The sequence below is a fragment of the Corynebacterium sp. AOP40-9SA-29 genome, from assembly GCF_052377405.1.
Taxonomy (GTDB): Bacteria; Actinomycetota; Actinomycetes; order Mycobacteriales; family Mycobacteriaceae; genus Corynebacterium.
The window spans coordinates 735778-762259 of the sequence record NZ_JBQSWR010000001.1; the positions used below are offsets into that span (position 1 = coordinate 735778).

Sequence of the window (26482 nt, forward strand, 5' to 3'; positions counted from 1 at the left end):
GGTCACCTTCCGCGCCACGCTCCCCCGCCCTTTCCCCGGCGTACCCTCGGCGGGGAGAGCGCAGGCCCCACCGCCAGGAAGGCAACCTCAGCAATGACCCAGGACCGCCCGCACGTCGAACTCAACCCACTGTTCGCCCGTGTGGGCGAGACCACCAGCTTCCCCCGGAACCGCATCCCGGAGTCCGAGTCCCTCCCCGAGACCGCCTACCAGGTCATCCACGACGAGGCCATGCTGGACGGCAACGCCCGGATGAACCTGGCCACCTTCGTGGGTACGTGGATGGACGACTACGCCGACCGTCTCTACCGCGAGGCCTTCGACAAGAACATGGTCGACAAGGACGAGTACCCGGCCACCGCGGACATCGAGGAACGCTGCTGGCGCATGATCGCCGCCCTGTGGAACGCCCCCGACCCAGACGGTACAGACGGCACGGGCAGTACAGACGGTAGGGGCGGGGCGGTCGGCACTTCGACGGTGGGCTCGTCCGAGGCCTGCATGTTGGGCGGACTGGCGTTGAAACGCCGTTGGCAGCACCGCCGCCGCGCCGCCGGCGCGTCCACCGCCCGTCCGAACCTGGTGATGTCCTCGGCGGTGCAGGTGTGCTGGGAGAAGTTCTGCAACTTCTTCGACGTCGAACCGCGCTACGTGCCGATCAGCGAGGAGCACAAGGTCCTCGACGGGCACGACCTGGAACGGTACGTCGACGAGGACACCATCGGTGTGGTGGCGATCCTGGGGGTGACCTACACGGGCATGTACGAGCCGGTGGCCGACATCGCCGCCGCACTCGACAGGATCGAGTCGGACACCGGCCTGGACGTGCGCATCCACGTGGACGCCGCGTCCGGCGGCATGATCGCCCCGTTCCTGCAGCCGGAGATGGAGTGGGACTTCCGGCTGCCGCGGGTGGCGTCGATCAACGTGTCCGGCCACAAGTACGGGCTGGTCTACCCCGGGCTCGGGTGGGTCGTGTGGCGTCAGGCTGAGGACCTTCCGGAGGACCTGGTCTCCCGCGTGAGCTACCTCGGCGGGGACATGCCGACCTTCGCGCTGAACTTCTCCCGCCCCGGCGCGCAGGTGCTGTTGCAGTACTACCTGTTCCTGCAGCTCGGGATGGACGGGTACCGGCGGGTCCAGCAGAACACCATCGACGTGGCCCGGTACCTGGCCCGGGAGATCGGGGCGATGCCGGAGTTCGACCTGTGGAACGACGCGCAGGACGTCCCGGTGTTCGCCTGGCGCCTCGCGGGTGCCGCCGCACGCGGCTGGACGCTCTACGACCTCTCCGACCGGCTGCGGATGAAGGGCTGGCAGGTGCCCGCCTACCCGATGCCCGACGACCTCTCCGACGTCACCGTCCAGCGCATCGTGGTGCGCAACGGCATGAGCCGCGACCTGGCGTCCTTCCTGGTGCGCGACCTGCACGCCTGCGTCGACCACCTCAATGCCGCGGACTCCGCCGCCGGGCAGTCGCATCCAGGCTTCCACCACTGAGCCGGTCCGCGGCGTAGCGTCGTAGCAACTGGCCGTCGACGAAAGGCTCCCCCATCACGACAGGTATCCGCGGCACGGTCGGCGGGACCCCTCTGGTCCTGCTCGATCGTCTCTTCCCCGGCCCGGCACGGGTGTGGGCGAAACTCGAGGGGTTCAACCCCAGCGGCAGCGCCAAGGACCGCACGGCCGCCGCGCTGCTCGCCTCCGCGCTGTCCGCGGGCACCGTGCGGGCAGGCGGGTGCGTGGTGGAGTCCAGTTCCGGCAACCTCGGCGTGGCCCTGGCCAGGGACTGCGTACTGCACGATATCGACTTCCACTGCGTGGTGGACCCGCACGCGAGCCGCCAAACGGTGGCGGCGATGACGGCCCTCGGTGCCACAGTGCACCACGTGGACTCCCCCGACCCGGCGACCGGGGACTGGCTCGCCGCCCGGCGCGTCCGGGTCGCTGGCCTGCTCCGTGAACTCCCGGGCGCGGTGAACCTCGACCAGTACTCCAACCAGGCGGCGTTCGACGCGCACTCCACCGGGACAATGCGGGAAATCGTCGACCAGCTCGGGCGCGCCCCGGACGCCCTGTTCGTGGCGGTGAGCACCACCGGAACGATCGGCGGGTGCATCCGGCACCTGCACCAGATCGGTGCGCGAACCCAGGTCACTGCGGTGGACGCGGAGGGGTCGGTGCTCTACGGCGGTCGGCGTGGGGAACGTCTGCTGCCGGGGTTCGGTGCCGGGGTGGTCCCGGATCTCGCCGGGCTCACAGACGTCGGGGACGTGGTGCGGGTGTCTGCGGCGGAGACGGTGGCCGGTGCCCGGGCGCTGGCGCGTCGGGAGGGGATCCTGCCCGGGGCGTCCGGCGGCGCGGTCGTCGCGGCGGCTGCGGGCCGTGCCCGTGAACATGCCCGTGAACATGACCAAAGCCGGGATGCGGAGCAGCCGACGGACACCGTACTGGTGCTGCACGACTTCGGTACCGCCTACCTGGACACGCTCTACGACGACGACTGGGTCGCCGACCACATCGGGGAGGTGCCATCATGGCCGTGAACTCTCCCGACCTGAGGGTCGCGATCGTCGGGGCCGGGCCGCGGGGCCTGTGGGCCGCCGAGGAACTCCTGGACCAGGCGCGAACGCACGGGGTGCGGGTGGCCGTGGACGTGTGGGACGACCGGCCCCCCGGTACCGGGTCGGCCTATGACACGGAGCAGCCCGACTACTGGACGATGAACGTGTCCTCGCACATCGTCACCAGCGCCCTGGGCAGTTTCGACGGGTGGCGGCGGCAGGTCGAGCACGAATCCGACGCCAACCCTTTCCCTCCACGGGCGCTGGTGGGCCGGTTCTTCGCCGAGTCCTGGCAGGCCCTTCTCGACTCCACGCGGCACCCGGACTCGGGATGCACGCTGCGCTTCGTGGCCTCCCGGGTTACCGACCTGGGCGAACTCGACGGGTACGACGAAGTGCTGCTGGCCACCGGGCACGCACGGACCTGGCCTGGGGCCCTGGCCCCGACCATCAAGTCGCAGGAGATCCCTGCCGTACCGGTCGTCGGGGTCTATCCGCCCGACGGTCTACGCCGGATCGCCGCGGGCGCGGTGGTGGACGTGCGCGGCGCGGCATTGACGTTCGTGGACGCCGCACTGGAGCTCACCCTCGGACGCGGCGGTACCGTGGTCCCCGCCGACGGTGGGTGGGTCTACCGTCGCGGCGGGTCCGAGCCTGCGTCCATCCGGCCGTTCAGCCGCACCGGCCGATTCATGTCGGTGAAGCCGGAGCCGGGCAGTCTCCTGGCGGGTCTGCTGCCGTCGGGCGGCCTGGCTGACGAGGAGCGTCGGGTGCGGGTGAGCCGCGACCTCGGGGAGCTGCGGGAGGCGGTGGCGTGCGCGGCGGACCGTCTGCTTGCCACGGCCCAGGGCGCGGAGGATGGGGCTCTCGTGCGCCGCATCATCGCAGGTACCGATACCGGAACCGATGCGGTGGCCGAACTCCGCCGTTCCCACGCGGTCGCCACCGGCACCGCCACCCCCGACGCCACCTGGGCGGTCGGCCACGCGTGGCGCTCGCTCTATCCCGCGATCGTGTGGCGTACGTCCCACGGTCGACGCAGCACACTGCCCGGATTCGCGGCGTTGGCCCGGACCCTGGAGCGCGTGGCGTTCGGACTGCCGCCGCACAACGCCGCCTGGCTGCTGGCCCTCATCGACGCCGGAATCGTCCACGCCCCGGCACACGCGGAGGTCAGGACGCTGATGCCGCCGGCCGACGTGGTGGTCGACGCGGTCCTCGCCCCGGCCGGGGACGTTCCCGGCACCCTGGCGTCCGGCATCGGCAATGTCACCGGCGACGGCACCGGCCCTGGGTGGGTGGGCGCCGCGGGGCAGGTGGTGGGCCGGCCGGGTCTCTCCGTGGTCGGACGAGACGCCGACGCGGCACTGACCGGGGCCGATTCCCTCAACCGCTCCCTGCACGACATGGTGCCACGGTGGGCACGGCGCGTGGTCAAGGCCCACGGCCCCCGCCGTCCCGGAAAGCCCGGTCAGCCCGGTGCCGAGGGGACCGTACCGCTGCCCGCACGGCTGGAGCCGTGGATGGTGGAGCTGCTGGGTGACGCCGGGGCGTGCCGCGCATTGCTGGAGGAGCACGGATCCCCGGTCAACGTCCTGCGCACCGCACCGATGGTGCGCAACATGGCGGAGCTGCGCGACGCCGGCACCGACTCCGGGGTGGAGACCCGGGTGTTCTACGCCCGCAAGGCGAATAAAGCCCTGTGCTTCGTGGATACCGCGGTCCGGGCCGGTCACGGGGTCGACGTCGCCAGCGAACGCGAGCTGCGTCAGGTCCTCGACCGTGGTGTTCCCGGGGACCGCGTGATCCTCAGCGCGGCGGTGAAACCGGACCGACTGCTGCGACTGGCGGTGGACAACGCGGTGACCGTGTCCGTGGACAACCTGGCCGAACTGCACCGTCTCAGCCGTCTCGGCCGCCTCGGCGAGCACGGTGACGGCGGTCCCGCGGTCCGGGCGCGCGTCGCCCCACGGGTGTCGCCGGACCCCGCGCATCTGCCACCGACCCGCTTCGGGGAACGTCCCGCGACCTGGCGGGACGCACTCGTGGAGGTCGGGACCACGGTGGAGGTCGTCGGCGCGCACGTTCACCTGCACGGTTATTCGGCCGCGGACCGGCGGCTCGCCCTGACCGACGCCCTACAGGTCACCGATGCCGCGACGGAGCTGGGGCACCGTCCAGAGTTCGTCGACCTGGGTGGCGGTGTGCCGATGAGCTACCTCGACGACGAGTCCCGGTGGGAGGCGTTCCTGGACGCCCGCCGCGCAATGGTCGACGGCACCGGGGCCCCTTTCACGTGGAAATCGGACCCGCTGGCGAACACCTACCCCTTCCACCAGTCGCCGGTGCGCGGCGACTGGTTGCGCGGACTGCTCGACGGATCCGCCGCCGACGCGCTGATCCGCCGTGGCCTGCGGCTGCACCTGGAACCGGGGCGCGCGGTGCTCGACGGTTGCGGGATGATCCTGGCACGTGTGGCCTTCCTCAAGGACCGTAGCGACGGGGTGCCCTTGGTCGGGGTGGAGATGAACCGTACGCAGTGCCGCACCACCTCGGACGACATCCTCGTCGACCCCCTGCTCGTCCGGCAGCGGACGTCGGGCACAGGACCCCCCGGCCGTCCGGAACGCGGTCCCGGCGCGGAGGGTTTCCTCGTCGGCGCGTACTGCATCGAGGACGAGGTGATCATCCGCCGACGGATGCGTTTCCCGGAGGGAATCTCGACCGGCGACACCCTGGTCATCCCGAACACCGCCGGCTACTTCATGCACATTCTCGAGAGCGCCTCGCACCAGATCCCGCTGGCCCGCAACGTAGTCCTCGACGTGGTCCTCGACGGGGCCCTCGACGGGGCCCAGGTCGACGACATCGACCGGTGACGTCCACACTGCCGGTCCGCTTCCGATACCCCCTGAATGGAAAGGGAACAATGCGCGCGCGGTGATGGTTGACTCTGGTCATGACACAGCGAACAGACCGCACAGCACCCACCGACGCCCCCGTCCTCGACGTCGTCGCCACGCGGTGGAGCCCGCGCATCTTCGACCGCTCCTCCCCCGTCGACGAGGACGCGCTGCGTAGCGCCCTGGAGGCCGCCCGGTGGGCGCCGTCGGCGTTCAACCGTCAGCCCTGGCGGTTCCTCCTCGCCCGCCGCGGCGGTGCTGCCCACGCCACGGTGCTGAACTCGCTCATCGAGTTCAACCGCGGGTGGGCGCAGGACGCCGCGGCGTTGGTGGTCATCGTCGCCGAGACCACCGACGCCGAGGGCAACGTCCTACCCGAGGCGCAGTACGACGCCGGCCAGGCGGCCGCGTACTTCACCCTCCAGGCGCACGCCAACGACCTGCTGGTCCACCAGATGAGCGGTTTCGATCCCGCCGCGGTCGCCGAGGCCTTCTCCCTGGACGAGGGGCTGGTGCCCCTCACCGTCGTCGCCGTCGGCGTCCTCGGTGACACCGAAGTGGACCCCGCCGTGGACCCCGCCGTGCTGGAGCGGGAGAACGCACCGCGCACCCGCCGACCGCTCACGGACTCCGTGCTCGTCGACGGGTGAGCGGCTACCGCAACGCGTTCACTCCGAGCCGAACCCGGGCATAACCCGCAGAAATATGTTTCCATCGGTGGTGGTTCCCCCGGGCATCCGGGGCACACCACCAGACAACACCCACTCCTCAACTCTCCAAGGAGCGCATCATGGGACACACACGTGTCAGCAGGAAGTTCGTCACCGCAGCCCTGTCCGTGGGCATCGCGGGAACCGTCGCAGCAGGGGCAGCGTCCCCCGCGGTGGCGCAGGAGGCGCCGGCACCCGGCGTCGAGCAGAAGGTCGATGTCGGTGTCAGCATCGACCCGGTCACGGTGGTGGACTCCATCAGGGACGCCGTCAACGACCAGGACGACAGGGGCGGCGCGGTCCGCGCCGGCCTGGACATCGCCTACACGCAGACCGAGGGCAAGAACATCGACGGCCAAGGTCCCGTGACGGCCGTGGCGATCGCCAACAAGAACCAGGACATCAACTCCGAGGGCCAGATCTGGGCCGAACCGATCGACATCAAGGGCGGGAACTACGTCCTGTACTTCTACTCCAACGCCGGTTCCCTCACGAACGACGGTGACGGTGGATGGATCAACTGGGGCGCCCAGGGACAGATCAACCGGGAGGACAACGTCATCAGGTTCGACTGACGTGTCCTCCCGGTATCCCGGGACCTGCGCCTAGTGGTCGGTGAACCCGGACTCCTCGGCGAACAGGCGTGCGGCACGCACGGCCTCGCCCAGGTTCATCTTCAGCGGGTTTCCGTGACCCGGCAGAATCGCCTCCGCCTCAATGCTCTCCAGGGCGTCGAGAGCCTCGAGGGCCTCGGTGCGCGAGTGGTTGAAGAACCACGGGCAGGGCTGGGGACCGAACTGGCGTGAGCAGGCATGGCCGGTGACCAGGGCGTCGCCGGTGGCGATCGCACCGACCTCGGGCATCAGGAAGGCGCTGTGCCCGGAGGTGTGCCCGTGGGTGGGCACCGGCACGGGGCGTCCGGGGATGTCCATCGGGCCGTCGCCGACAGGCTGCACGTCGGTGATGGTGATGTCGGAGGCCGCGCCGACCTTCTTTACCTCCTCCCACCACTTCAGGACCTCGGGCTTCGGCCCGTGCAGGACCTCCTTCACCCCGGCCTGCTCCATGTAGTCGCGTGCGGCGTGGTGGACCTCGATCGGATCGGAGTACACCGGGGTGCCGAAGCGGCGGTGGAAGGAATCCACCGCGCCGAGGTGGTCGATGTGGGCGTGGGTCAGCAGGATGGCGCGGACGTCCTCAGGCTTGTGCCCGATCGACCGAATCGCCTCCTCGATGGCCTCCACGTCGCCCGGCCACCCGCCGTCGATCATCGTGAGGTCGCTGCCCTCACGAAGAATTCCGACGTTGACCTCCGTGCCACTGAAACAGAAGACGTCTTTCGCTATCTCAGACATGGTGGAACCTTTCTCGTGCAATGGGGTGCTGCAATGGAAGAGCTGGTACCACTGCCGAGAGTAGCCACATCCGGCACACAGGGTCGCCTGACCATACTCACTGCTCAGGAAATCTCATCGCCGCTTATGTGTTCCCGTGCAGCCCCCAGGCAGGGTGCCGCGCTTGTACGCTGTGTGCATGTCACCCCACCCCGACTCGCCGGAAAACCCCCTCGACCTGCTGATCGTCGGTGCGGGCCTGTCCGGCGTGGACCTCGCCCACCATGTCTCCCGCGCCTTCCCAACCTGGTCGTGGGAGATGCACGATGCCAACAGTGACCTCGGCGGAACGTGGCACACCTTCACCTACCCGGGCATCCGGTCGGACTCGGACATGGCGACCTACGGGTTCCCCTTCGCCCCGTGGCCGCATGAGGGCACGTTGGGGCAGGGTGCGGACATCAAGGAGTACATCCGCGACGTCGCCGCCGACTGCGGTGCCCTGGGGCACCTGCGCACCGGCTCCTGGGTGCGCGACGCCAACTGGCTCAGCGACCGCGGAATGTACCGGATCACCACGGTGACGCAGGACGGCGAACGCAGCGTCCACACCCGGCGCGTGCACTACGCCTCCGGCTACTTCGTGCACGGCCGGGGCTACCGCCCCACCTTCCCCGGCGAGGAGGACTTCACCGGCACCATCATCCACCCGCAGCAGTGGCCGGAGGATCTGGACTGCGCAGGACGCCGCATCGTGGTCATCGGTTCCGGCGCCACTGCCGTCACGCTGGTGCCCGCGCTGGAGCGCGCCGGCGCGCACGTGACGATGTTGCAGCGCAGCCCCACTTACGTCGCCCCGATGGCGGCGGTGGACCGGATCAGCGCCTTCTGGCGTCGGGTGCTGCCCGACCGCGCGGCCTATCCGGTGTCGCGTCTGCACCACGCCACGCGCGACATCGTGCAGCACCTCGTCGGCCAGCGTGCCCCGGGGCTGTTCACCCGTGCGCTGCGCCGGATGCAGCGGCCTTACCTGGACGAGGAGCAGATCGACCAGCATTTCACCCCGCACCACATGCCGTGGGAGAAGCGCGTGTGCAAGGCACCGGACGGTGACCTGTTCACCGCGTTGGGACGCAATGCGCGCATCGTCACCGACACCGTCGAGCGCTTCACCGCCAATGGTGTGCAGGTGGGTTCCGGCGAGGAACTCACCGCCGACGTCATCGTGACCGCCACCGGCCTGGATCTCCAGGCGTTCGGCGGCGGCACCCTCAGCGTGGACGGACGCCCCCTCCAGGTCAATGAGCAGGTCTTCTACCGTGGCATGATGCTCGCCGGCCTGCCGAACTTCAGCTTCACCGTGGGCTACATCAATGGCTCGTGGACGCTGCGCTCCGACCTGGTGTCGCGCTACATGGTGAAGTTGTGGAAGACCGGCGTGCAGGTCTACCGCCCCGCCACCCCGCCGCCGGACGCCGGACGCCCCCTGTTCGACTTCGCCGCCGCCTACCTGCGGCGCAGCGCCGACCGGTTCCCGACCCAGGGGCACTCCTCCCCGTGGGTGTACTCCCAGAACTACCTCCGCGAACTGGCCGAGTTCACCCTCGGCGACCAGCGCCGCGAGATGGTGTTCGGTGACAGACGGTGACTGAGCCCGCAGCGCCGGTATCCCGGCGCGTCCTGTGCGCCGCCGGTGCAGCGCTGCTGCTCTACACCGTGTTGTGGGCCGGGTGGGTGCATCACTGGACGTGGGTGGACGTGCCGGACGCCCGCGCGTTGGACGCCGCGCAGGACATGGCCGCGCGCCACGGCTGGTGGGTGACGGCGTGGAACACCCTGAGCACCGTCCTCGGTCCCGCGGTGTGGCGGGTGCTGGTGATCATCCCGGTGGGATTGGCCCTGTACCGACGGGACCTGCCGCTCGCCACATTCCTGGCGGCCAGCGTGTGGGGCGGTGGGCTTCTCTCCCAGACCGCCAAGCACCTGGCCGACAGGGACCGGCCGGTCACCCGCATGGTCGAGGCGTCCGGCACGTCGTTCCCCTCCGGCCACGCCCTCGGCGTGCTCGTCGCCGTCGGCGCCCTGCTTATCGCCTACCGACACCTCGCCGGACGCTGCCAACGCGCCGCCGGCGCTGGCGGCGTCCTGCTCGTCCTGCTCGTCGGTGTCTCGCGCGTGGCGTTGAACGTGCACCATCCCTCGGACGTGCTGGCCGGCTGGGCGCTGGGATTCGCCTGGCTGGTGCTGTGTCTGGTGTTCTACCGCTTGCTCGCGCGCGGGCGGTACACCGGCAGCACGCGGTAGTGCGAGACGAAGTCGGCGTGGGAGATCTTCTCGCCCACCTCGCCGTCGTACGCCACGGCGGACGGTGCGCCCAGCACGTCGAAGCGGAACTCCGGCCGACGCAGCTCGTGGTAGAACGGGCTGCGACTCAACCGGCCGGTCAGCAGTGACGCGGTGATCCGCAGCCGGGCGAAGGGTTTGCCGATCTCCAGGATGCGCACGTCGATCAACCCGTCGCTGACGCCGGAGCGATCGACCGGCGCGAAACCGGACGGGCGGTACAGCGAGTTGCCGAGGAAGAACAGGGAGGTCGTCAGCGTCCTGTCGTCGTAGCGGATCTTCACGGCGTGCTCGTCCTTGAGCACCTGCCACGCGGCGACGACCGCGGCCAGGTTCTTGCCGATCTTGCCCTCGTAACGTTCGCGGGTCTCCACGAAGCGGGGGTAGGCGCCGATGCTGGCGGTGTTGAGCAGCGTGGTGTCGCCGTTCAGGGTGACCACGTCCACCATCTCCAGCGTGCCGGCGCGAAGGGCGGCGACGGTCTGCTCGGTGGTGGCGCAGCCGATCTGCTTGGCGAAGTGGTTGAACGTCCCGGCGGGGAACACCGCGAGCGGCTTGTCCGCCGCCAACGCGACGCCGGCGGCGGTGGCCACCGTCCCGTCGCCGCCGGCGATGCCCAGCACCTCCGCGCGCGACGCAGCGTCCTGCAGGACGCGGGTCACGTCGTCCTGCGGTGTCAGCGAGACGATCTCGGCGGCCGGCAGGGCCTTCTCGACGTGCTTGAGGACGCGCACCCCCGTGCCGCTGCCGGACGCCGGGTTGACGACCAGGACGAGCCCCTCCCCCTGCGCGCGGGACGGCTCCTCGACGTAATGGTGCTCGGCGGTGGGGGCGGCGGGCGCGCTGAGCGGGGGGACCAACTTGCCGCCGAGCAGGGCGACACCGGCTCCCAGACCCCATCCGACCAGGACATCGCTGGGGTAGTGCGCGCCGGTGTACACGCGCGAGAGGCCGACGAGCCCGGCGAGGGTGCCGAGGACGGTGCCCGCCGGCGCACTCTCCAGGGCCGCCCCGGTGGCGAAGGCGGCGGCGCTGGCGGAATGCCCGGAGGGGAAGGAACTGGACGTGGGGTAGCGCCGGATCCGGCGAGCGAGCGGGACGGAGGCGTGGCCGGGACGGTCGCGTTTCCAGGAGCGCTTGGCGAACTGGTTGGCAATGAGGCTGGAGAACGCCAGGCTGACCAGCCCACGCGCGGCGGCGCGTTGCAGTGGCGTCCTGCGGGTCACTGCCATCGCCCCGGCAAGACCGATCCACAGTTTCGAGTTATTCGCCGCGGTGGTCAGGCGCGGCAGCACGGCGTCCAGGGTGGGATTGTCCTCCCCGGCGATCGCCTCGAAGACATCGTGGTCCATGCGTTGCAGTCCGACGAGTACCTGGTCGGATGCGTTCCCCGTCATCCCGGCCTGTGATCGGCGACGTTTTCCCACGGCCTGACCCTCCATTCGTCCGTACGTTCATGTTCCGCTAGCTGTTGGCTATAGGGTACGCGGCGGGGTCACCGCGAGCCATTGTGTGGAAAACCGCTGCCGCCTCCCCCCGATAGGTTCTGGGATCGCCGACGTGTAGGATTCGCAAAATAGCTCACAGCTAAAATTCTATGTGTGGAGGCCCTTTTGACTGTCGCGTACGACCCCTCGGCAACCCGAGCACCCTTCTCGGCACCAGCCGTCTCAGCGGTCATCCGCGACCTCCTGGCGACCTCGGCTAAGCAGACTCGGATCAACTGGCTGAAGGCCGTCGCCACCCTGGTCACGACCCAAAGGCCCGACCTGGCCGATGAGCTGCAGCAGATCCTCGGTGTCGCCCCGTTCGAACCGGAGCACAACCCCTTAGCTGACCGGACCATCGGCGAAGTGGCGGTCTGCTACGAGGCTCTGGTCGCCATGTCCGACGCAACCTCGCGCAAGGCTGCCGGCCAATTCTTCACCCCGGACGATGCCGCTCACTTCATGGCGCAGCAGTCCGCCGACTTCCCCAAGGGAATCTGGATGGACCCCTGCTGCGGCGTGGGTAATCTCGCCTGGCACCTGGCCTTTGCCCAAGCCGACCCCTCCGAGTTCGTGCGCGATCGCCTGGTGCTGATCGACATCGACGACATTGCCCTGCGCTCCGCCGTCGCGCTGATCGGTGCCGACTGCCTCGCCGAGGATGACACCGAGGGGCTGAAGGCCCTGCACGCGCGTGCGACCCGCCGCGACTTCTTGTCTCCCACCCAGCTACCCGACCACGACTTCGTGATCGTGAACCCGCCCTACGCACGCACCGAGGCAGTGCCGCGCTTCGCGACCCAGGCCAGCCGCGAGCTATTCGCCTACTTCCTGGAGCGCATCGCCACCACTTCCAAGGGGTTCATTTCGGTGACCCCGGCGTCGTACCTGGCCGCACCGAAGTTCCGCATCCTGCGTGAGGTCATCGAGAAGCACAGTACTGGCGGGCAAGCCTACGTTTTCGATAACGTGCCGGACACCCTGTTCCGCGGCTACAAGTTCGGCTCCGCGAACACCTCCAGCACGAACTTCGTCCGCGCCTGTGTGACGGTGTGCTCACCTACTAGTTCCACCTGGACCATCACGCCTATCATCCGTTGGCGTTCAGCCAGCCGCTCGCGCATCTTCGCCCTAGCCCCCGAGCTGCTGGCACCGCGCCAGACCGGGCCGGAGGACGAGTGGGTGAAACTGGCCCCGGGTCTCGGAGATCTGTGGAAGCACCTGGCTGCGGCCCCGAGGGTACTCAAGGACCTGGTCGTCCGGGAGGAGACGGACCACGTGCTCACCGTTGGGCTGACCCCCAGGTACTACATCTCCGCGGCCTTCCGGAACCTGGAACGAGGGTCCAAGGCGACCCTGTACTTCTCCAACGAAGCCGACCGCAACCGTGCCGCCGTGGTGCTGAATTCGTCGATCCCGTACGTGTGGTGGCGTGGCCTTGACGGCGGAGTCACATTGCCGCGGCGCGTATTGATGGGCACCCCGATCCCCGAGTTCGTTGACCCCGAGGCTGCCGCCGATCTCGTCCGGGAACTCCGGGAGACCGAGGAACAGCACATCACCACGAAGCTCAACGCCGGCAAGTACAACGAGAACATCAAACGGCCACGCGAGCAGGTGGCTCGCCTCGATACGGCCATCCTTGGCCCCATGCCGGACCTGACCATGCTCTTCACCGAGGACATGGCCGCCGAGGGTTGATCGGCCGGAGCCGCCTTGATGCCTTGGGCTGGAAAGTGCTGCGCGGCGTGAAGGCGAACTCGTGGGCGGGGGATCGAAGTGGGGATCAACTCACTGTTAATCGCGAAGAGCCGGATATGGTGCATGGCGTGAGACACAGAGTGATGAACCATGCACCAGATTCTCCGGATAGACACCAACTGCCTGTTCCGCCCGCATTGCTTGATCGCCCCAGGCCGCCGGCGTGATCGGGTGCGCGTAGGGGCCAAGTCAAACAGGGGTTTCGTTGAGTTTCATCCACGCGGCCTTCATCTCGACGGTGACGTTCGTGCCGGATGTCTGGACCCAGCGAAGGGTGGGCTGTCGTCCGTTGGTATGGGAGATGAGGCGAAGCTTCTCAATGTCGGAAGCGTCAATTTCGCGCGCCTCGAGCAGGTCGAAGTCGATATCGAATACCAAGAACACGGCGGTGGTGAAATCGGTCGAACGGAACACGCTGAACTTGGATGCAGCCCCAGCGGATCGTACGCACACTGCTTTGACTTGGATACGCTGTCCGTCAGATGTGGTGATGTCGTGGGACTTGGTGCTGTTGTTCTCTAGGGTACCGCCGCGTGCCGCGTGGACCACTGCCTCGGCGATGTCTCCTAACGGCTTGTTGTTGGTGCGTACAAGATTGCGTCGGCGCAGCTCGGCGATGATCTCAGCGTCGAGCTGGAGTAGATCCTGCACGCCCAAGACTGCAAGGTCGACGCCGGTTGATTCCCGCTGACAGTCGATGGATTGGCCTTTGCTCATACTGATCTCCTGAGTATCTCTCGAGGCTCATAAATAGGAATAGACGGCGGGGTCCGCTGCGCAGCTAGTCTGCCAAATGTAGTCGCTTTGCAGATGAGACCGTGACGCTCATCATCTCGTACTCCACCGGCGCCAATCGGCCCAGGCGTATCTGCCAATGGCGGCGGCGCTACGCCCACTTGTTCTCGAAAGGTGGACCCCTCTACTCGATTTTTCTGAACCTCTGGACGTTAACGGCGGCTTCGACCTGTACTCCCGACTCTCCGTCCTGTTTGATCAGGTCGGCTAGTCGGTCGCCGTTGATAAGGTCGACGGTCGGGGTGGTCATCGTGGCTGCTTTGCGAGCGGCCTCGGTCAACCTACTGAGAGTGACAAGAATTGCTCTTTCAGCTCCCTTGGTCTGGGCATCGCGCTGGAACAAGGCGACAGGCTCGCGGCCAATGGGTTCTCCGTCTGGCGCGTAACGCTTGATCTGACCAGCTACCCGGGGAGGACGGGACGGGCTAAGCGGTGCTGTACCGATAGCGTAGACGTCTTCACCACCGGTGCCGCCCATGTTCTGTAGTTGAAGCCCGCATCGGTTGAGAGGGGTCTGGCGCACTGAGTGCGCACGACCTCGACATCGCATACACGGTTCAGCCAGACCTCCCCGACTGGGTTGACGACGCCGTTCCTGGGTTTGGGCGTGACTGCCGCCTCGATCAACGCATGGTCACCATCGAAGATGTCGTCCGCGCCATCATTGAGTAATTCCGCGACCGGTTTCTCGATCAAGAACCGTGGTCTGAGCCGCAGAATTCCCAAGACACGGGAAGGGAATGAGGCAACCACGGGGAGCATCTTGTCGCCCTCTTAGGAGATTGAGCGATGGCGCTCGACGCGGGTCGCTATCTGACTGAAGGTGCCCTGGAGATGCACTGACCTCCAGTGCGCCGCCGGCGACAGCGTGCCCTGACGGACAGCCTAGAGGGGCAACGCAGCTGGCTGACGGCAACACTCCGGCTTCGAAAGCTACCCCGCCGGTCAGCTACCACGGCCACCGGTGACGAACAGCTGGTACTCCACTACATCTACCGGTGACTGCGGGGCAACACCGATCCCGCAGTTCTTCCACTGCTTCGAGATAGTCGCCGTACTGTTCCGGGCTCCACCCGTCGTTCTACGCCGAGGGCACCTACGACGACGAAGTAGAGTACGACTAACTGTACGAGTGTGGCAGTGATCGACGGGCGCCGCTCATGGGCGCAGGGCCAGGGGCGTGTGTGTGGAGGGGCCGTAGCTACTCGATGGGCACGCCGTGGCGGTTCATGGCACGCACCTGCCCATCCTTGACAATGTACGCCTCGACGTAGTGACGACCCGGGTAGAGAGTGTTCTCCCGCTTGGTCCGACGGCCGGCGTCGGGCGTGATCTCGCCGCGCAGACGGTGCTCGGCTACGCCCACGTTCCGGACCTTCCAAAACACGTCGTACGGTTCCTGGACATCGGTCGTGACCTTGAAGTCGAGCTGACAGTTGCGGGCCAACCAGGGGAGCCGACGCAAGTCCTGCTTGCGCCACCCATCCATTAGGGCGGTTGCGTCGATGTGGGCGACGTGAGTCAGGTTGATGATGAACCCGAGCTCTTCTATGTACTGCTCATTTGGGGCTCGATCCATACGCACCGGGGACGGAGGCGCCGATTCGGACGCCGACGCCGACATAGCGACAGCGGGCGCCTTGAACCCGTCGCCGAGTACCCTCTGCCAGGCGGCGAGGCTGGTCGCCTTGTCCGGTTCGTCGTACGCCTCGTTGACCCACGCGGCGTACTTTTTCACCATGTCCTTGAAGTTCTTGTACTGGTCCTCGCTCCAGCGGTGGTTGAAGTAGGTGCCCGGGCACGCCGGGTCCTCGAGCCACGGCATCATCGGGTACACGTCGAGCCACTGGTCGAGGTCGTTGAGCATGTTCTTCAGCGCCGTTGGCACGTCCTTGTACCGCTGGTCAGCGTTCCACGACGTAACTCGTTCGCCGACCAGCAGGGTCAAGATGACCGACGGGATGGTGAAGGTCTGCTTGTAGTCGCGCAGATACTTCAGTAGGCGCAAGACCTTGCGGAGGTTCTTCAGTGCGAAGTCGTCGCGCTCCTTCATCCAGGCGGTGAATCCGTCGGGATTGGTGTCTTCGAACTTCTCCTCGGCCCAGTTCACGATGACCTGGCGTCCGTCGGAGAGCTTGATGTATGGAACAACGTCGACGTGGCAGTCATTGTTGTAGCCGATGCGGACGCATCGGTTCTTCTTGCGGACCAGCGGCTTGTACGTCGTAGACCGCTTAAACGCGTCCCGGACAGCAGTGATGTAGTCACGCTCGGACCAGTCGGCCTGCTCTTCGAGCTCGACGAGGATGTCGGCGTCGAACTCGTGGTTGTTCAATGGTTTGATGATCGTGTTGTGCGCCCATGAGCCCTGTGGAATGTGGCCAATGAGGATGTCGCCGACCGCATCGTCTTTCTCTAGGGCCGACACGATGCTGCTGACGTGGGTGCTCAGCTGGTCCAGACGGCTGCGGTTCAGGTTTACGGTGTCTTTGAGGAACGCCTCGTGGTACGCGATGAGCTTCATGCCAGGTCCAGGGCGTGCTCGTAGGCGCCGTCGTCGGTGCGCCAGTAGATGGCGAACGTTGGATGGACGTGCGGGTCGCGGGCCTGACCGAGCGCGACAGCGGCCGCATTCGGCAGCGCACCAACTACGTGCAGGACGGGCATCTTCTTGTCGTAGACCTCGAGGTCCGACAGAAGGGACCGGACCGCGTGTTGGAAGGCAGCGACTGCTTTCGGCGAGTTGATGACGTCCACGCCGGCCTGGGTGCTTCCAACGGGAGCTAGGACGTGACGGTTGAGGCCCCGCAGGTCCTCTGGGAGCTCATCAGGGTGCACGGTGCCGGATACGTTCAGGATCAGGACGGCGGGTGAGCTGGCGAGTGCGTCATTCGCGCGCTCGGACATCACTTCGAATCGCGGCGTCTGCGCATCCGTTTTCGGCCAAGCCCACGTGTCCGTGGGCCGATGGCGCTGGTATATCTCGACGCCGTACGTGTCGTCGAGGCGGCTGCCCAGGTACACCAGCAGCGGAAGCCTTGCAAACGCGAACACGCTGACGTGTTGCAAGGTGCCGTTTGCAACGGCGTCCTTGAGCTTGTGCTCGATGACCTCGTCGATGGCGGCCATGCCGGTCTTCCAGTACTCGTTCGTGCCTTCAGCAGGCAGCCGCTGAAGGTCGATCTCGATGCCGTGGAGGTCGTGACTCAGCGGGAAGTCCGGGAACCGATCGTCGGATTCAAGGATCGCCGACGACGCGGTCGGCCGGGCAAGCTCGACCGTGTTGCCACGAATCCGGCCCAGCATTCGTAGGACCGCGGTGCCGCGGCTCCGGTCCAGGCCCGTCATCCGGTAAATCCACGCCTCATGGTCCTGCTTGATGGTGCGGAGCTTCTCGACCGTCATCACGTCGAGTGCGCCCTTGCGGTCTATCTCGGTGTGCTCGTCACGGCACACCAGCAACAGGTTCTCAGCGTTCTCACGCTCGCTCTTGGGGAGTGGGGCCATGCCACGCGGAGAACCGGGTGTCTGCTTGGCGCCCACAATGTGGGCCAGCTCGCCGAGCTGCATCGGCCGCCGCGTCACCGTGCCCTCAAGTAGATACTTCCCGCACATGGCGCACCGGCCTCCGGAGCGCAGATACACCTTGAGCCGCTCCGTGTCGCTGATGCGACCGCGACGACCATCGCCTGCCATGTCCATCTCCTCACCAATCGACCACCGGTGAGGTTCGAGACTCCGCGGGGTACTTCTTCGCGCGGACGAACGCACGAACTTGTCAGCCAGTGTATCGAACAGGCCCGACAGAATCCGGGCCGCGGCACCACCTGCCTTGCTGGTGGCTGTTTGTTTACAGCCGGTAGGGGTTACGTCCTCTAGCGTGGTGTATCTGTAACTGCCGGTGACCACCCCGTCAACGACGACGGTGAGGGTTAAACGACAAAATGTGTGTCCGGGATCGTCACTCCGGCGCAGGTCAGGATAGAAAAATGAGGCTCGAATAGCTCTTCGGGAGCTATTGAGCCGAGGTGCTTGACACCTGCAGGGCCTCGCGGTGCCGCCATGGCCCCCGCCATGCCGTCCCAGGAGGCTGCGTCCGTCCCTCTCGGGGCCGGGGCTCGGAACCGGCTCTCGGCACGGGTTTCGCCTGCGTGAGCGGCGTTGTCGCAGCCATCCATCACCCCATAGAGTCGCCGCAGGTCCGCGTCATCGCTTCCTCATCTAGCCGTACGACCTGGTCCCCTGCAGGTCGAGAAGGACTGAAGGCTGGTCATGGCACGCCCGGGGCAGACACACATTTTGACCATTAACCCCCCTCACGTCACCCAGACAACGAAAAACCGGAGGTCACAAACCCTTTCGAGTTTGTGACCTCCGGTCCGTGCGGTTCGTGAACCGCTCGCTGTGGGCGAAGGGGGACTTGAACCCCCACGTCCCTAAGGACACTGGCACCTGAAGCCAGCGCGTCTGCCATTCCGCCACTCGCCCGTGGCATCGATATCTAGCATCGACGTGAGTTGCGTCTGCAACGGAGAGTAACACTAGCACCGGCACCCCGGACACACAAAGTCGCAGCACAGAACGCCTTTTCACTGCGGTCCTGCATCCTTCCAATACCCGCCAACATTGCACGGTAGCCCCACACGCCGTCGACGACACCCACTTCACAGCCGCAGTCCGTATAGTGGGCCGACAACGTGTGCCGTCCTCCTGTCGGCACCCCGGCAGCCGGCGACCCCGCCACACATACCGGCCCGCGGGACGAGAGAACGAAAGGTGAGGCGCAACCACAATGGACCTCTTCGGTCGCTTCCGTAAGCTCGACAGTTCCCTGCAGCGCGGGCTGGACAACGGCTTCGCACGCGTCTTCGGCGGCGAGGTCGTCCCCGCCGAGATCGACGAACTCCTCAAGCAGGAGGTCGAGGACACCCTCATGGAGGACCAGACCGGAACGGTCTTCGCACCCTCCTCCTACCGCGTCCACGTCTCCGAGCACGACCACGCCGCCCTGCTCGAGGCCCGGCCCGACCTCGCCAACGAGCTCCGCGGCCGGCTCCAACGCTTCATCCGCAACGAAGGATGGGACAGCCGCCACCCGGTCGCCGTGGAGATCGTCAAGGACGACGGCCTGCACACCGGCCAGCTCAAGGCACGCTCCTCCTTCGAGAAGACCGAGCAGCCCGAACCGCACTGGCCGCGCAGCGAACCGGACTCGGGTCGCAGCTCCGTCGCCCACCCCTATGATGCTGACGACTCCCCTGCGGTCTCAGATGCTCCGGAAGCCCCCGCAGCCGACCCCAACCCCCTCGTGGGGCTGGCACGTCCTTCGGAGTCTCCCCAGGCTGCGCAGGCCCGCCAGGCCGGCGAGCAGGCACAGCAGCCGGCAGAGGAACCAGCTCTCGGCGAACCATTGCAGAGCTACCCCGGCACCGAGGTCATCTCCCACAACGCCCAGGCCCCGGCGAACAACGCCGACGAAGCCACCGGCGCCGCCAACGCCGCAGGTGATGAGCAGGCCCCACAGACCACCGTCACCCTGTTCCTGCAGGACGGTTCGGCACGCAACTTCCTGCTCCAGCACGGAACGAACGTGATTGGACGCGGTAACGCCGTCGACTTCCGCCTGCCGGACACCGGCGTCTCCCGTCAGCACGCGGAGATCACCTGGGACGGCTACGACGCCGTCCTGACTGACCTGAAGTCCACCAACGGCACCACCGTCAACGAGATCCCCGTGGACAGCTGGCTGCTCGCCGACGGCGACGTGATCACCATCGGGCACAGTGAGATCGACGTTCGGTTCAGTTGACGGGGCCTCCGGAAGGTAGATTCAGCCGGTAGGATCAAACGTTGACCGACCGGTCAACCCACCGGCACGAAGGAGATGACCCGAATGCAGACGACTCTGGTGCTGCTCGCCAAGATCGCCCTGCTCGTCGTGCTGTGGCTGTTCATCTGGGTGGCCGTCCGCGCCATGCGCAAGGACGTGAACACCATGGCAGCCACGGCAGGCGCCGCACCTGCCGCTGGTCCGTCCACCGGCGCGCCCGTCGGTGCAGCGCCGGCGCATAAAGCGTCCGGCGGCCGCGGTTTCCGACGTGCCACTCCCCCAGGATCGTTGACGGTCACCTCCGGGCCGCTAAACGGAACGACCCTGAATCTGCAGGGCTACCAGGACGTGACCCTGGGCCGCTCGGGGTCCTGCACCCTTGTCCTGGAGGACGATTTCGCCTCCGGAACCCACGCACGGCTGTTCCACCAGGGCGGCACCTGGCTGCTCGAGGACCTGGATTCACGTAACGGCTCCTTCCTCAATGGCCAGCGAATTGACCAGCCCGAGCAGCTCTCCGCAGGTCAGGAGATCCGCATCGGCCAGACCACGGTGAGGTTGGAAGCATGACAGAGACGACCGCCACGCCCCTCGCCCTGAATTACGCGGCCCTGTCGGACCGCGGCCTGGTGCGTACGAACAACGAGGACTCCGCCGTCGCGTCCCCGCACCTGCTGGCGCTCGCCGACGGGATGGGTGGCCACGCCGCCGGCGAGGTCGCCTCCGAGCTGATGATCACCTCGCTCTACGTCCTGGAGAACACCCTCTCCCAGGGCGTGGAGCCGTCCGGGGATCGTCTGCTGACGATGCTCGCCGAGGCCATGGACGACGGCAACCGTGCCATCGCCGCCCACGTCGACGACAACCCCACCCAGGAGGGCATGGGGTGCACGCTGACCACCATGGTCTTCGACGGCGCGTCGCTGGGTGTCTGCCACGTCGGCGACTCCCGAGGCTACCTGCTGCGCGACGGCAGTCTGACGCAGATCACCAAGGACGACACCTTCGTGCAGTCCCTCGTCGACGAGGGCAAGCTCGCGCCGGAGGACGTCAGCAGCCACCCGCAGCGCTCGCTGATCCTCAAGGCGCTGACCGGCCGACCGGTCGAACCCACTCTGACCCTGCGCGACGCGCAGCCCGGTGACCGCTACCTGCTGTGCTCCGACGGTCTCTCCGACCCGGTCAGCTTCGACACCATCCGTGACGTGCTGGCCACCGGCACCCCGGAGGAGTGCGGCTCCCAGCTGATCAACCTCGCACTGCGCGGCGGCGGGCCCGACAATGTCACCGTCGTCGTCGCCGACGTCGTGGACCCCGCCGGTCTCCCCGAGGGCTCCGTGCTGCCCACCGCACCCGCGCTGGCCGGCGCGGTGAACACCAACGCCCCCGAACTCCCCCGCCCGAATACCTCCGCAGGACGCGCCTCCGCCGTCAACGTAGTCCAGCGTCCCCGCTCCTCTCAGACCGACTCCGGCGCCACCACGGCGGAGCCGGAAACCGAGGAGCCTGAACAACGCAAGAAGCGCGGCAAGGGACTGTTCATCACGCTCGCCGCGCTGCTCGTGCTCGTCGTCGCCGCCGGCGCGACGGTCTGGTACGTCCGCGACTCTCTGAGCCAGTCGTACTTCATCGCCGTCGCAGAGACCGGCGCCGCCGCCACGACGACATCCACCACGACCTCACTGACCGACCCCGCCCCGGCGTCGGAGTCTGCCTCCGAGTCGGCCTCTGAGTCGGCCTCTGCTTCCGAGTCCGCAGCACCCACCGAAGAGCCCGCCGCTGAGGCAGGCCCGCCGATCCAGATCTACCAGGGTGCCCCCGGAAACATCCTGGGTATCTCCACCCAGTCGGTCTACCAGGAGGTCTGCCTCTCCGACAGTGCCGAGGTGCGCTTGCTGCCCGCCGGCAGCGACGACGACTGCCACCGGTTCTCCACCTCTGACCTCACCCCAGCGGCCCGCGGCACTCTCGACAACCTGCCCCGCGACTCCTACGAGGAGATCCAGGGCCAGATCCGGCGTCTCGCCGAGCAGACCCTGCCGGTCTGCGTGACCCGCGACACCGAGGCGGACGCGCGCAGCGGCGAACCGTCCGACCTCACGACCCCCGGCGTCTCCTGCAGGGAGGTGGACTGACATGTTCCGTGAGGCCCACGCCCGCGGCCTGGAGCTCGCCCTGCTGGTGTTCTCCGCCGTCATCCTCGGCATTGCCCTGATCGCCCTGCAGCTCTCCCAGGGCAACGACCTGGACTCCGAGGTCGGCATCCTCGTCGGCGGCTACATCCTCGTCTTCGGCTTCGCCCACCTGGTGCTCTGTCTGAAGGCGCCCAACGCCGACCAGATCATGCTGCCCGTCGCCGCCATGCTCAACGCCATCGGCCTGGTGATGATCTACCGGATCGACCTCGCCGCAGAGACCACCCGGTCCAACTCCCAGGTGATGTGGACCGTGATCGCCCTGGTGATCTTCGCCGGGGTCATCTGGTTCCTGAAGTCCCACAACAGCCTGCAGAACTACGCCTTCCTCCTCGGACTCGGCGGCCTGATCCTGTCAGCCCTGCCGATCGTCTGGGCCCGCGTCTTCCCCTCGGACCTCACGGCGGACGCCCAGGTCTGGATCAGCATCGGGCCGTTCTCCATCCAGCCCGGCGAGTTCGCGAAGATCATGCTGCTCATCTTCTTCGCCGCCCTGCTGGTCAACAAGCGTGCCCTGTTCTCCGTGGCCGGCTACCGGTTCCTCGGCCTGCAGTTCCCCCGCCTGCGTGACCTCGGTCCGATCCTACTGGTCTGGGGACTGGCGATCCTGATCTCCGCACTCCAGAACGACTTCGGCCCCGCCCTGCTGCTCTTCGGCACCGTGCTGGGCATGCTGTACATGGCCACCGGCCGTGCCTCCTGGCTGGTCCTCGGCCTGGGTCTGGCGGTCATCGGCGCCTGGGGTGTCTTCCAGGTCTCCGACAAGATCCAGGACCGCTTCACCAACTTCCTCGACCCCATCGGCAACTACGACCTCACCGGCTACCAGCTCTCCCAGGCCCTGTTCGGCATGTCCTTCGGCGGGTTGACCGGCACCGGTCTCGGCGAAGGCTATCCGCAGAACGTGCCGGTCTCCTACGCCGACTTCATCATGTCCTCCATCGGTGAGGAACTCGGCTTCGTGGGCCTGGCGGCCGTGCTCATGCTCTTCGCCGTCTTCGTCACCCGCGGGTTCATCATCGCCCTGCGCACCCCGGACTCCTTCGGCAAGCTCGTGGCCGCCGGGCTGTCCCTGACGATCGCCATCCAGGTGTTCGTGGTCACCGGCGGCATCTCCAAGCTCCTGCCGATGACCGGCCTGACCACCCCGTTCATGTCCCACGGCGGATCCAGCCTGCTGGCGAACTACGTCCTGCTGGCAATCCTGCTGAAGATCTCGCACGACGTGAACACCCGCAAGGCCGCCGGACCACCACAGGATCAGCCGAGCCCACAGTCGAGCCCACAGGCTGACCCGCAGACATCACTCAACCCGGTGGTCAACAGCCAGTACCCCAATCAGTACCCCGATCAGTCCCATGCAGACCAGACACCCAAGGAGGCCCGCTCGTGAACAGGTCCATCCGTAACGTCTCGGTCTTCACCTTCGTCCTGGTCGTCATCCTGCTGGTGAACCTGACCTGGATCCAGGGGTTCCAGACGTCCCGCTACGCCGAGAACTCCCTGAACGCACGCCAGTACTACGAGATGAAGTCGATCCCGCGCGGCCAGATCTCCGCTGGCGGTCAGATCCTCGCCCAGTCCGAAGCCAACGAGGACGACCTCTACTTCCGCGACTACCCGACCGCCCCGGCGTCCTACGGGGCGGTGCTGGGGTACCTCTCCGACCGCTACGGTGCCTCCGGCATCGAGGCGTCGCAGAACTCCATCCTGGACGGCACGGATGACTCCCTCTTCGCCACCCGCGCCTGGGACACCATCACCGGCAAGGAGCGCCGCGGTGCCAACGTGGAGCTCACCCTGCAGCCCAATGTGCAGCAGGTCGCCTACGATCAGCTCTCCTCGCGCGGCTACTCCGGCTCCGTCGTGGCCCTGCGCCCGTCCACCGGTGAGGTCCTCGCCATGGCGTCGACACCGAGCTTCGACCCCTCCGTGGTCAGCAGCTCCGATGCCGCCACCGCGGACGCCGCCTTCGAGGAACTCCAGGCGAGCCCGGACGCCCCCCTGCTGAACCGCTCCACCCAGCAGACCCAGCCGCCCGGCTCCACCTTCAAGCTGATCACCACCGCCGCGGCTCTGGCCGAGGGCGACACCGCCGACACGATGGTCACCGGCGAATCCGAGATCACCCTGCCGGACACGACCACCACGCTGGAGAACTACGACGGGACGTCCTGCGGTGCTTCCCAGGTGCCGCTGCGCACCGCCTTCGAGAAGTCCTGCAATACCTCTTTCGTGGACCTGGTGAACCGCCACGGCGAGGAGTCCTTCCGCTCCACCGCCGATGCCTTCGGCATCGGTGCCGAGGACGACGAGGACTTCGGCCTGCCCATTCAGAACTCCACCATCGGTGAGATCCCGGACTCCGCCGCGCTGAGCCAGTCCGCCATCGGCCAGCGCGACGTGGCGCTGACCCCGCTGCAGAACGCGGTCATCGCCGCGACCATCGCCAATGACGGCGTCCGGATGAAGCCGCACATCATCAAGCAGGTCACCGGACAGGACCTCAACGTGATCCAGGAGACCCGCCCCGAGGAGGCCGGACGTGCCATCGACTCCGACGTCGCCTCCCAGCTCACCGAGCTGATGGAAGGTGCCGAGCAGTACGCCGGCGGCCCGTCCAATATCGCCTCGAAGACCGGTACGGCCGAGCACGGCGAGGACTCCCGTAACTCCAACCCGCACGCCTGGTACGTCGCCTTCGACCCGGATGAGGACGCCGACATCGCCGTCGCCGTCCTCGTCGAAAACGGCGGCGACGCCGGCCAGGCCGCCACCGGCGGCTCCGTCGCCGCACCCATCGGTCGCGCCGTGATCAACGCGGCGCTGCAGGAAGCACAGTAGCGAGGTGAATGGCGTGACCGGACCGAACGATCCCAATAACCCCGACAACACGAACGACCCCGACGGCACCCGTGTGTTCAGTACCCCGGAGGAGCACTCTGGGCCCGTGGACCCGGAGCAGATGACGCCCCGGGACCGCGCGGCGGCGGACCGCCTGCAGCGCGTCCTCGACACCCACTACGACTCCGCGGCCGGCCGCCGGTTCGAGGTGTCCCGCATCGTCGGACGCGGCGGCATGTCGACCGTCTGGCTCGCCTACGACACCATCGGCGAGCGGGACGTGGCCGTCAAGGTGCTCAAACCTGAGCTCACCGACGACGCGGAGTTCCGCGACCGTTTCCGCCAGGAGGCCGAGGCCGCCGAGACGATCACCTCCGACAACGTGGTCCGTACCTTCGACTACGGCGAGCAGGCCGACGTCGACGGCAACGGCATCTCCTACTGCTTCATCGTGATGGAGTACGTGCAGGGCGAGTCCCTGGCGGACATCCTCTCGCGCCAACGCACCCTGCCCGAAGTGATGGTCCTCGACCTCATCGCCCAGGCAGCCATGGGGCTACAGGAGATCCACGAGCGCCAGCTCATCCACCGCGACATCAAGCCCGGCAACCTCATGGTCACCGCCGATGGCGTGGTCAAGATCACCGACTTCGGCATCGCCAAGGCTGCGTCCGCCGTGCCGCTGACCCGCACGGGCATGGTCGTGGGCACCGCCCAGTACGTGTCCCCGGAGCAGGCCCAGGGCCTCACGATCCGACCGTCCAGCGATGTCTACTCGCTCGGCGTGGTCGGCTACGAGGTCCTCGCCGGCGAGCGACCCTTCTCCGGCGACTCCACGGTGTCCGTGGCGCTCAAGCACATCAACGAGACCGCACCGGAGTTGCCGGATACGGTCAGCGACCCGATGCGTCGCCTTATCGCGATCTGCCTGCGCAAGGATCCGGAGAGCCGGTACAGCGACGGTGCCGCGCTCGCCGCGGCCACCGTGCCCGTCCGCGATGGCCAGATGCCGCCGGACCCCGCCGCCGGGGTGCCTACCGGCGCCGCCGCGGCCGTCGCTCCGGCCACCGTCGTCGCCGACCGGGTGCCCACCGGCCAGAGCCGGCTGAGCGAGGTCACCGACGAGGCGAACATGGGCCCCGCCCCGCGCACGCGCAGCAAGCGCGGCTGGATCTGGGGGCTGGGCATCGGCCTGGTCGCCGTCCTCGGCGTCCTCCTGTGGTTCCTCACCCAGGGCGAGCAGGACGCACCGACCGCGCCCACCCAGACGACCACGATCACCAGCGAGGTCACTGAGGAGCAGACCGTGGTGCCCGAGCCGGTCGACCCTGGGGAGACCAGCGACCCGGTGGAGACGTCCACGCCGGACAATACGTCCGACGAGTCCACGCCTTCGGAGACCTCCGGCGGCGGGACGACGGACACCACGGGCACCGGGGAGCCCTCCCAGCCGACGAACCCGGAGACCAGCGTCCCCACCGAGGAGCCCACGGACCCCGACACCTCCGACCAGGCATCCCAGGAGCAGCTGCAGCCCGGAGGTAACACCGAGACCTCCCCGAACGGTGACTCCGGGGACGCCGACAACGACTGGCCCGCCATGGGGCGCCTGTGACAACTGTGTCGACTGGGACGGCTGGTATTCGCACCGGAGCCCATGAGATCGGTATTCTCCAAAGGAAAGAGCGCCCGCAGGATCGGGGCCGTCCGCACATC

20 protein-coding genes and 1 tRNA gene are annotated in these 26482 nt (G+C 67.4%); 14 read left to right on the top strand and 7 right to left on the bottom strand.

The window, feature by feature from the left end; all coding sequences use genetic code 11:
* The first annotated feature begins 93 nt into the window (after nucleotides 1–93).
* The 5 genes from ACT3SZ_RS03440 to ACT3SZ_RS03460 all read left to right on the top strand — a co-directional run bounded on the left by ACT3SZ_RS03440 (nucleotide 94) and on the right by ACT3SZ_RS03460 (nucleotide 6752).
* Nucleotides 94–1500 (top strand): glutamate decarboxylase, encoded by a 1407-nt coding sequence (locus ACT3SZ_RS03440; RefSeq protein WP_444616706.1) that lies wholly within the window; start codon nucleotides 94–96, stop codon nucleotides 1498–1500.
* Between the two features lie 53 nt (nucleotides 1501–1553).
* The gene (locus tag ACT3SZ_RS03445) at nucleotides 1554–2546 is read left to right on the top strand and encodes a pyridoxal-phosphate dependent enzyme (RefSeq protein WP_444617045.1); all 993 of its coding nucleotides are present in this window, start codon (nucleotides 1554–1556) and stop codon (nucleotides 2544–2546) included.
* Nucleotides 2537–5443 carry an FAD/NAD(P)-binding protein gene (locus ACT3SZ_RS03450; protein WP_444616708.1) on the top strand — a complete coding sequence of 969 codons (2907 nt, stop codon included), beginning with the start codon at nucleotides 2537–2539 and terminating at the stop codon, nucleotides 5441–5443. The genes ACT3SZ_RS03445 and ACT3SZ_RS03450 overlap by 10 nt, the downstream gene beginning before the upstream one ends.
* An 80-nt stretch (nucleotides 5444–5523) precedes the next feature.
* Nucleotides 5524–6117, top strand: coding sequence for a nitroreductase family protein (locus tag ACT3SZ_RS03455; RefSeq protein ID WP_444616710.1), 594 nt, complete (start codon nucleotides 5524–5526; stop codon nucleotides 6115–6117).
* 140 nt (nucleotides 6118–6257) lie between these two features.
* Nucleotides 6258–6752 (top strand): hypothetical protein, encoded by a 495-nt coding sequence (locus tag ACT3SZ_RS03460; RefSeq protein ID WP_441582912.1) that lies wholly within the window; start codon nucleotides 6258–6260, stop codon nucleotides 6750–6752.
* A 30-nt stretch (nucleotides 6753–6782) separates the two neighbouring features.
* Here ACT3SZ_RS03460 and ACT3SZ_RS03465 read toward each other — a convergent pair whose 3' ends face one another.
* Complete coding sequence (locus ACT3SZ_RS03465) at nucleotides 6783–7532, bottom strand: MBL fold metallo-hydrolase (RefSeq protein WP_444616712.1); 750 nt, start codon at nucleotides 7530–7532, stop codon at nucleotides 6783–6785.
* A gap of 178 nt (nucleotides 7533–7710) precedes the next feature.
* Here ACT3SZ_RS03465 and ACT3SZ_RS03470 point away from each other — a divergent pair, with 178 nt between their 5' ends.
* Together ACT3SZ_RS03470 and ACT3SZ_RS03475 are read left to right on the top strand one after the other, a co-directional pair.
* Nucleotides 7711–9159: a flavin-containing monooxygenase gene (locus ACT3SZ_RS03470; protein ID WP_444616714.1), complete on the top strand. Its 1449-nt coding sequence runs from the start codon at nucleotides 7711–7713 to the stop codon at nucleotides 9157–9159.
* Nucleotides 9156–9815, top strand: a complete 660-nt coding sequence (locus ACT3SZ_RS03475; RefSeq protein WP_444616715.1) for a phosphatase PAP2 family protein — start codon at nucleotides 9156–9158, stop codon at nucleotides 9813–9815. The genes ACT3SZ_RS03470 and ACT3SZ_RS03475 overlap by 4 nt, the downstream gene beginning before the upstream one ends.
* On the opposite strand, the gene ACT3SZ_RS03480 is transcribed toward ACT3SZ_RS03475, so the two are convergent.
* Nucleotides 9770–11251 carry a diacylglycerol kinase family protein gene (locus ACT3SZ_RS03480; RefSeq protein WP_444616717.1) on the bottom strand — a complete coding sequence of 494 codons (1482 nt, stop codon included), beginning with the start codon at nucleotides 11249–11251 and terminating at the stop codon, nucleotides 9770–9772. The two genes, ACT3SZ_RS03475 and ACT3SZ_RS03480, sit on opposite strands and share 46 nt — an antisense overlap.
* A 204-nt stretch (nucleotides 11252–11455) precedes the next feature.
* Between ACT3SZ_RS03480 and ACT3SZ_RS03485 the strand changes: the two genes are divergently transcribed.
* Nucleotides 11456–13042, top strand: coding sequence for an N-6 DNA methylase (locus ACT3SZ_RS03485; RefSeq protein WP_444616718.1), 1587 nt, complete (start codon nucleotides 11456–11458; stop codon nucleotides 13040–13042).
* A 249-nt stretch (nucleotides 13043–13291) separates the two neighbouring features.
* On the opposite strand, the gene ACT3SZ_RS03490 is transcribed toward ACT3SZ_RS03485, so the two are convergent.
* From ACT3SZ_RS03490 to ACT3SZ_RS03510, 5 genes are all read right to left on the bottom strand, one after another.
* The gene (locus ACT3SZ_RS03490) at nucleotides 13292–13819 is read right to left on the bottom strand and encodes a DUF6998 domain-containing protein (protein WP_444616719.1); all 528 of its coding nucleotides are present in this window, start codon (nucleotides 13817–13819) and stop codon (nucleotides 13292–13294) included.
* Nucleotides 13820–14021: 202 nt separating this feature from the next.
* Entirely contained in the window at nucleotides 14022–14375 is a 354-nt protein-coding gene (locus ACT3SZ_RS03495) for a restriction endonuclease (protein ID WP_444616721.1), read from the bottom strand.
* A 723-nt stretch (nucleotides 14376–15098) separates the two neighbouring features.
* Entirely contained in the window at nucleotides 15099–16421 is a 1323-nt protein-coding gene (locus ACT3SZ_RS03500) for an SMODS domain-containing nucleotidyltransferase (protein WP_444616722.1), read from the bottom strand.
* Entirely contained in the window at nucleotides 16418–17593 is a 1176-nt protein-coding gene (locus tag ACT3SZ_RS03505) for an SAVED domain-containing protein (protein ID WP_444616724.1), read from the bottom strand. The genes ACT3SZ_RS03500 and ACT3SZ_RS03505 overlap by 4 nt, the downstream gene beginning before the upstream one ends.
* A gap of 709 nt (nucleotides 17594–18302) precedes the next feature.
* Nucleotides 18303–18385 (bottom strand) — tRNA-Leu (locus ACT3SZ_RS03510).
* Nucleotides 18386–18689: 304 nt separating this feature from the next.
* On the opposite strand from ACT3SZ_RS03510, the gene ACT3SZ_RS03515 reads away from it, so the two are divergent.
* The 6 genes from ACT3SZ_RS03515 to ACT3SZ_RS03540 all read left to right on the top strand — a co-directional run bounded on the left by ACT3SZ_RS03515 (nucleotide 18690) and on the right by ACT3SZ_RS03540 (nucleotide 26381).
* Complete coding sequence (locus ACT3SZ_RS03515; protein WP_444616725.1) at nucleotides 18690–19706, top strand: FhaA domain-containing protein; 1017 nt, start codon at nucleotides 18690–18692, stop codon at nucleotides 19704–19706.
* Between the two features lie 84 nt (nucleotides 19707–19790).
* Nucleotides 19791–20297 (top strand): FHA domain-containing protein FhaB/FipA, encoded by a 507-nt coding sequence (locus ACT3SZ_RS03520; RefSeq protein WP_444616726.1) that lies wholly within the window; start codon nucleotides 19791–19793, stop codon nucleotides 20295–20297.
* A complete protein-coding gene (locus ACT3SZ_RS03525) occupies nucleotides 20294–21862 on the top strand; it encodes a PP2C family protein-serine/threonine phosphatase (protein WP_444616728.1) in 1569 nt (522 codons plus the stop codon). The genes ACT3SZ_RS03520 and ACT3SZ_RS03525 overlap by 4 nt, the downstream gene beginning before the upstream one ends.
* A 1-nt stretch (nucleotide 21863) precedes the next feature.
* Nucleotides 21864–23315: an FtsW/RodA/SpoVE family cell cycle protein gene (locus ACT3SZ_RS03530; protein WP_444616730.1), complete on the top strand. Its 1452-nt coding sequence runs from the start codon at nucleotides 21864–21866 to the stop codon at nucleotides 23313–23315.
* Nucleotides 23312–24766 (top strand): peptidoglycan D,D-transpeptidase FtsI family protein, encoded by a 1455-nt coding sequence (locus ACT3SZ_RS03535; RefSeq protein WP_444616731.1) that lies wholly within the window; start codon nucleotides 23312–23314, stop codon nucleotides 24764–24766. Before ACT3SZ_RS03530 ends, ACT3SZ_RS03535 begins: the two co-directional genes overlap by 4 nt.
* A gap of 13 nt (nucleotides 24767–24779) precedes the next feature.
* Nucleotides 24780–26381 carry a serine/threonine-protein kinase gene (locus ACT3SZ_RS03540; RefSeq protein ID WP_444616733.1) on the top strand — a complete coding sequence of 534 codons (1602 nt, stop codon included), beginning with the start codon at nucleotides 24780–24782 and terminating at the stop codon, nucleotides 26379–26381.
* Nucleotides 26382–26482: the final 101 nt, after the last annotated feature.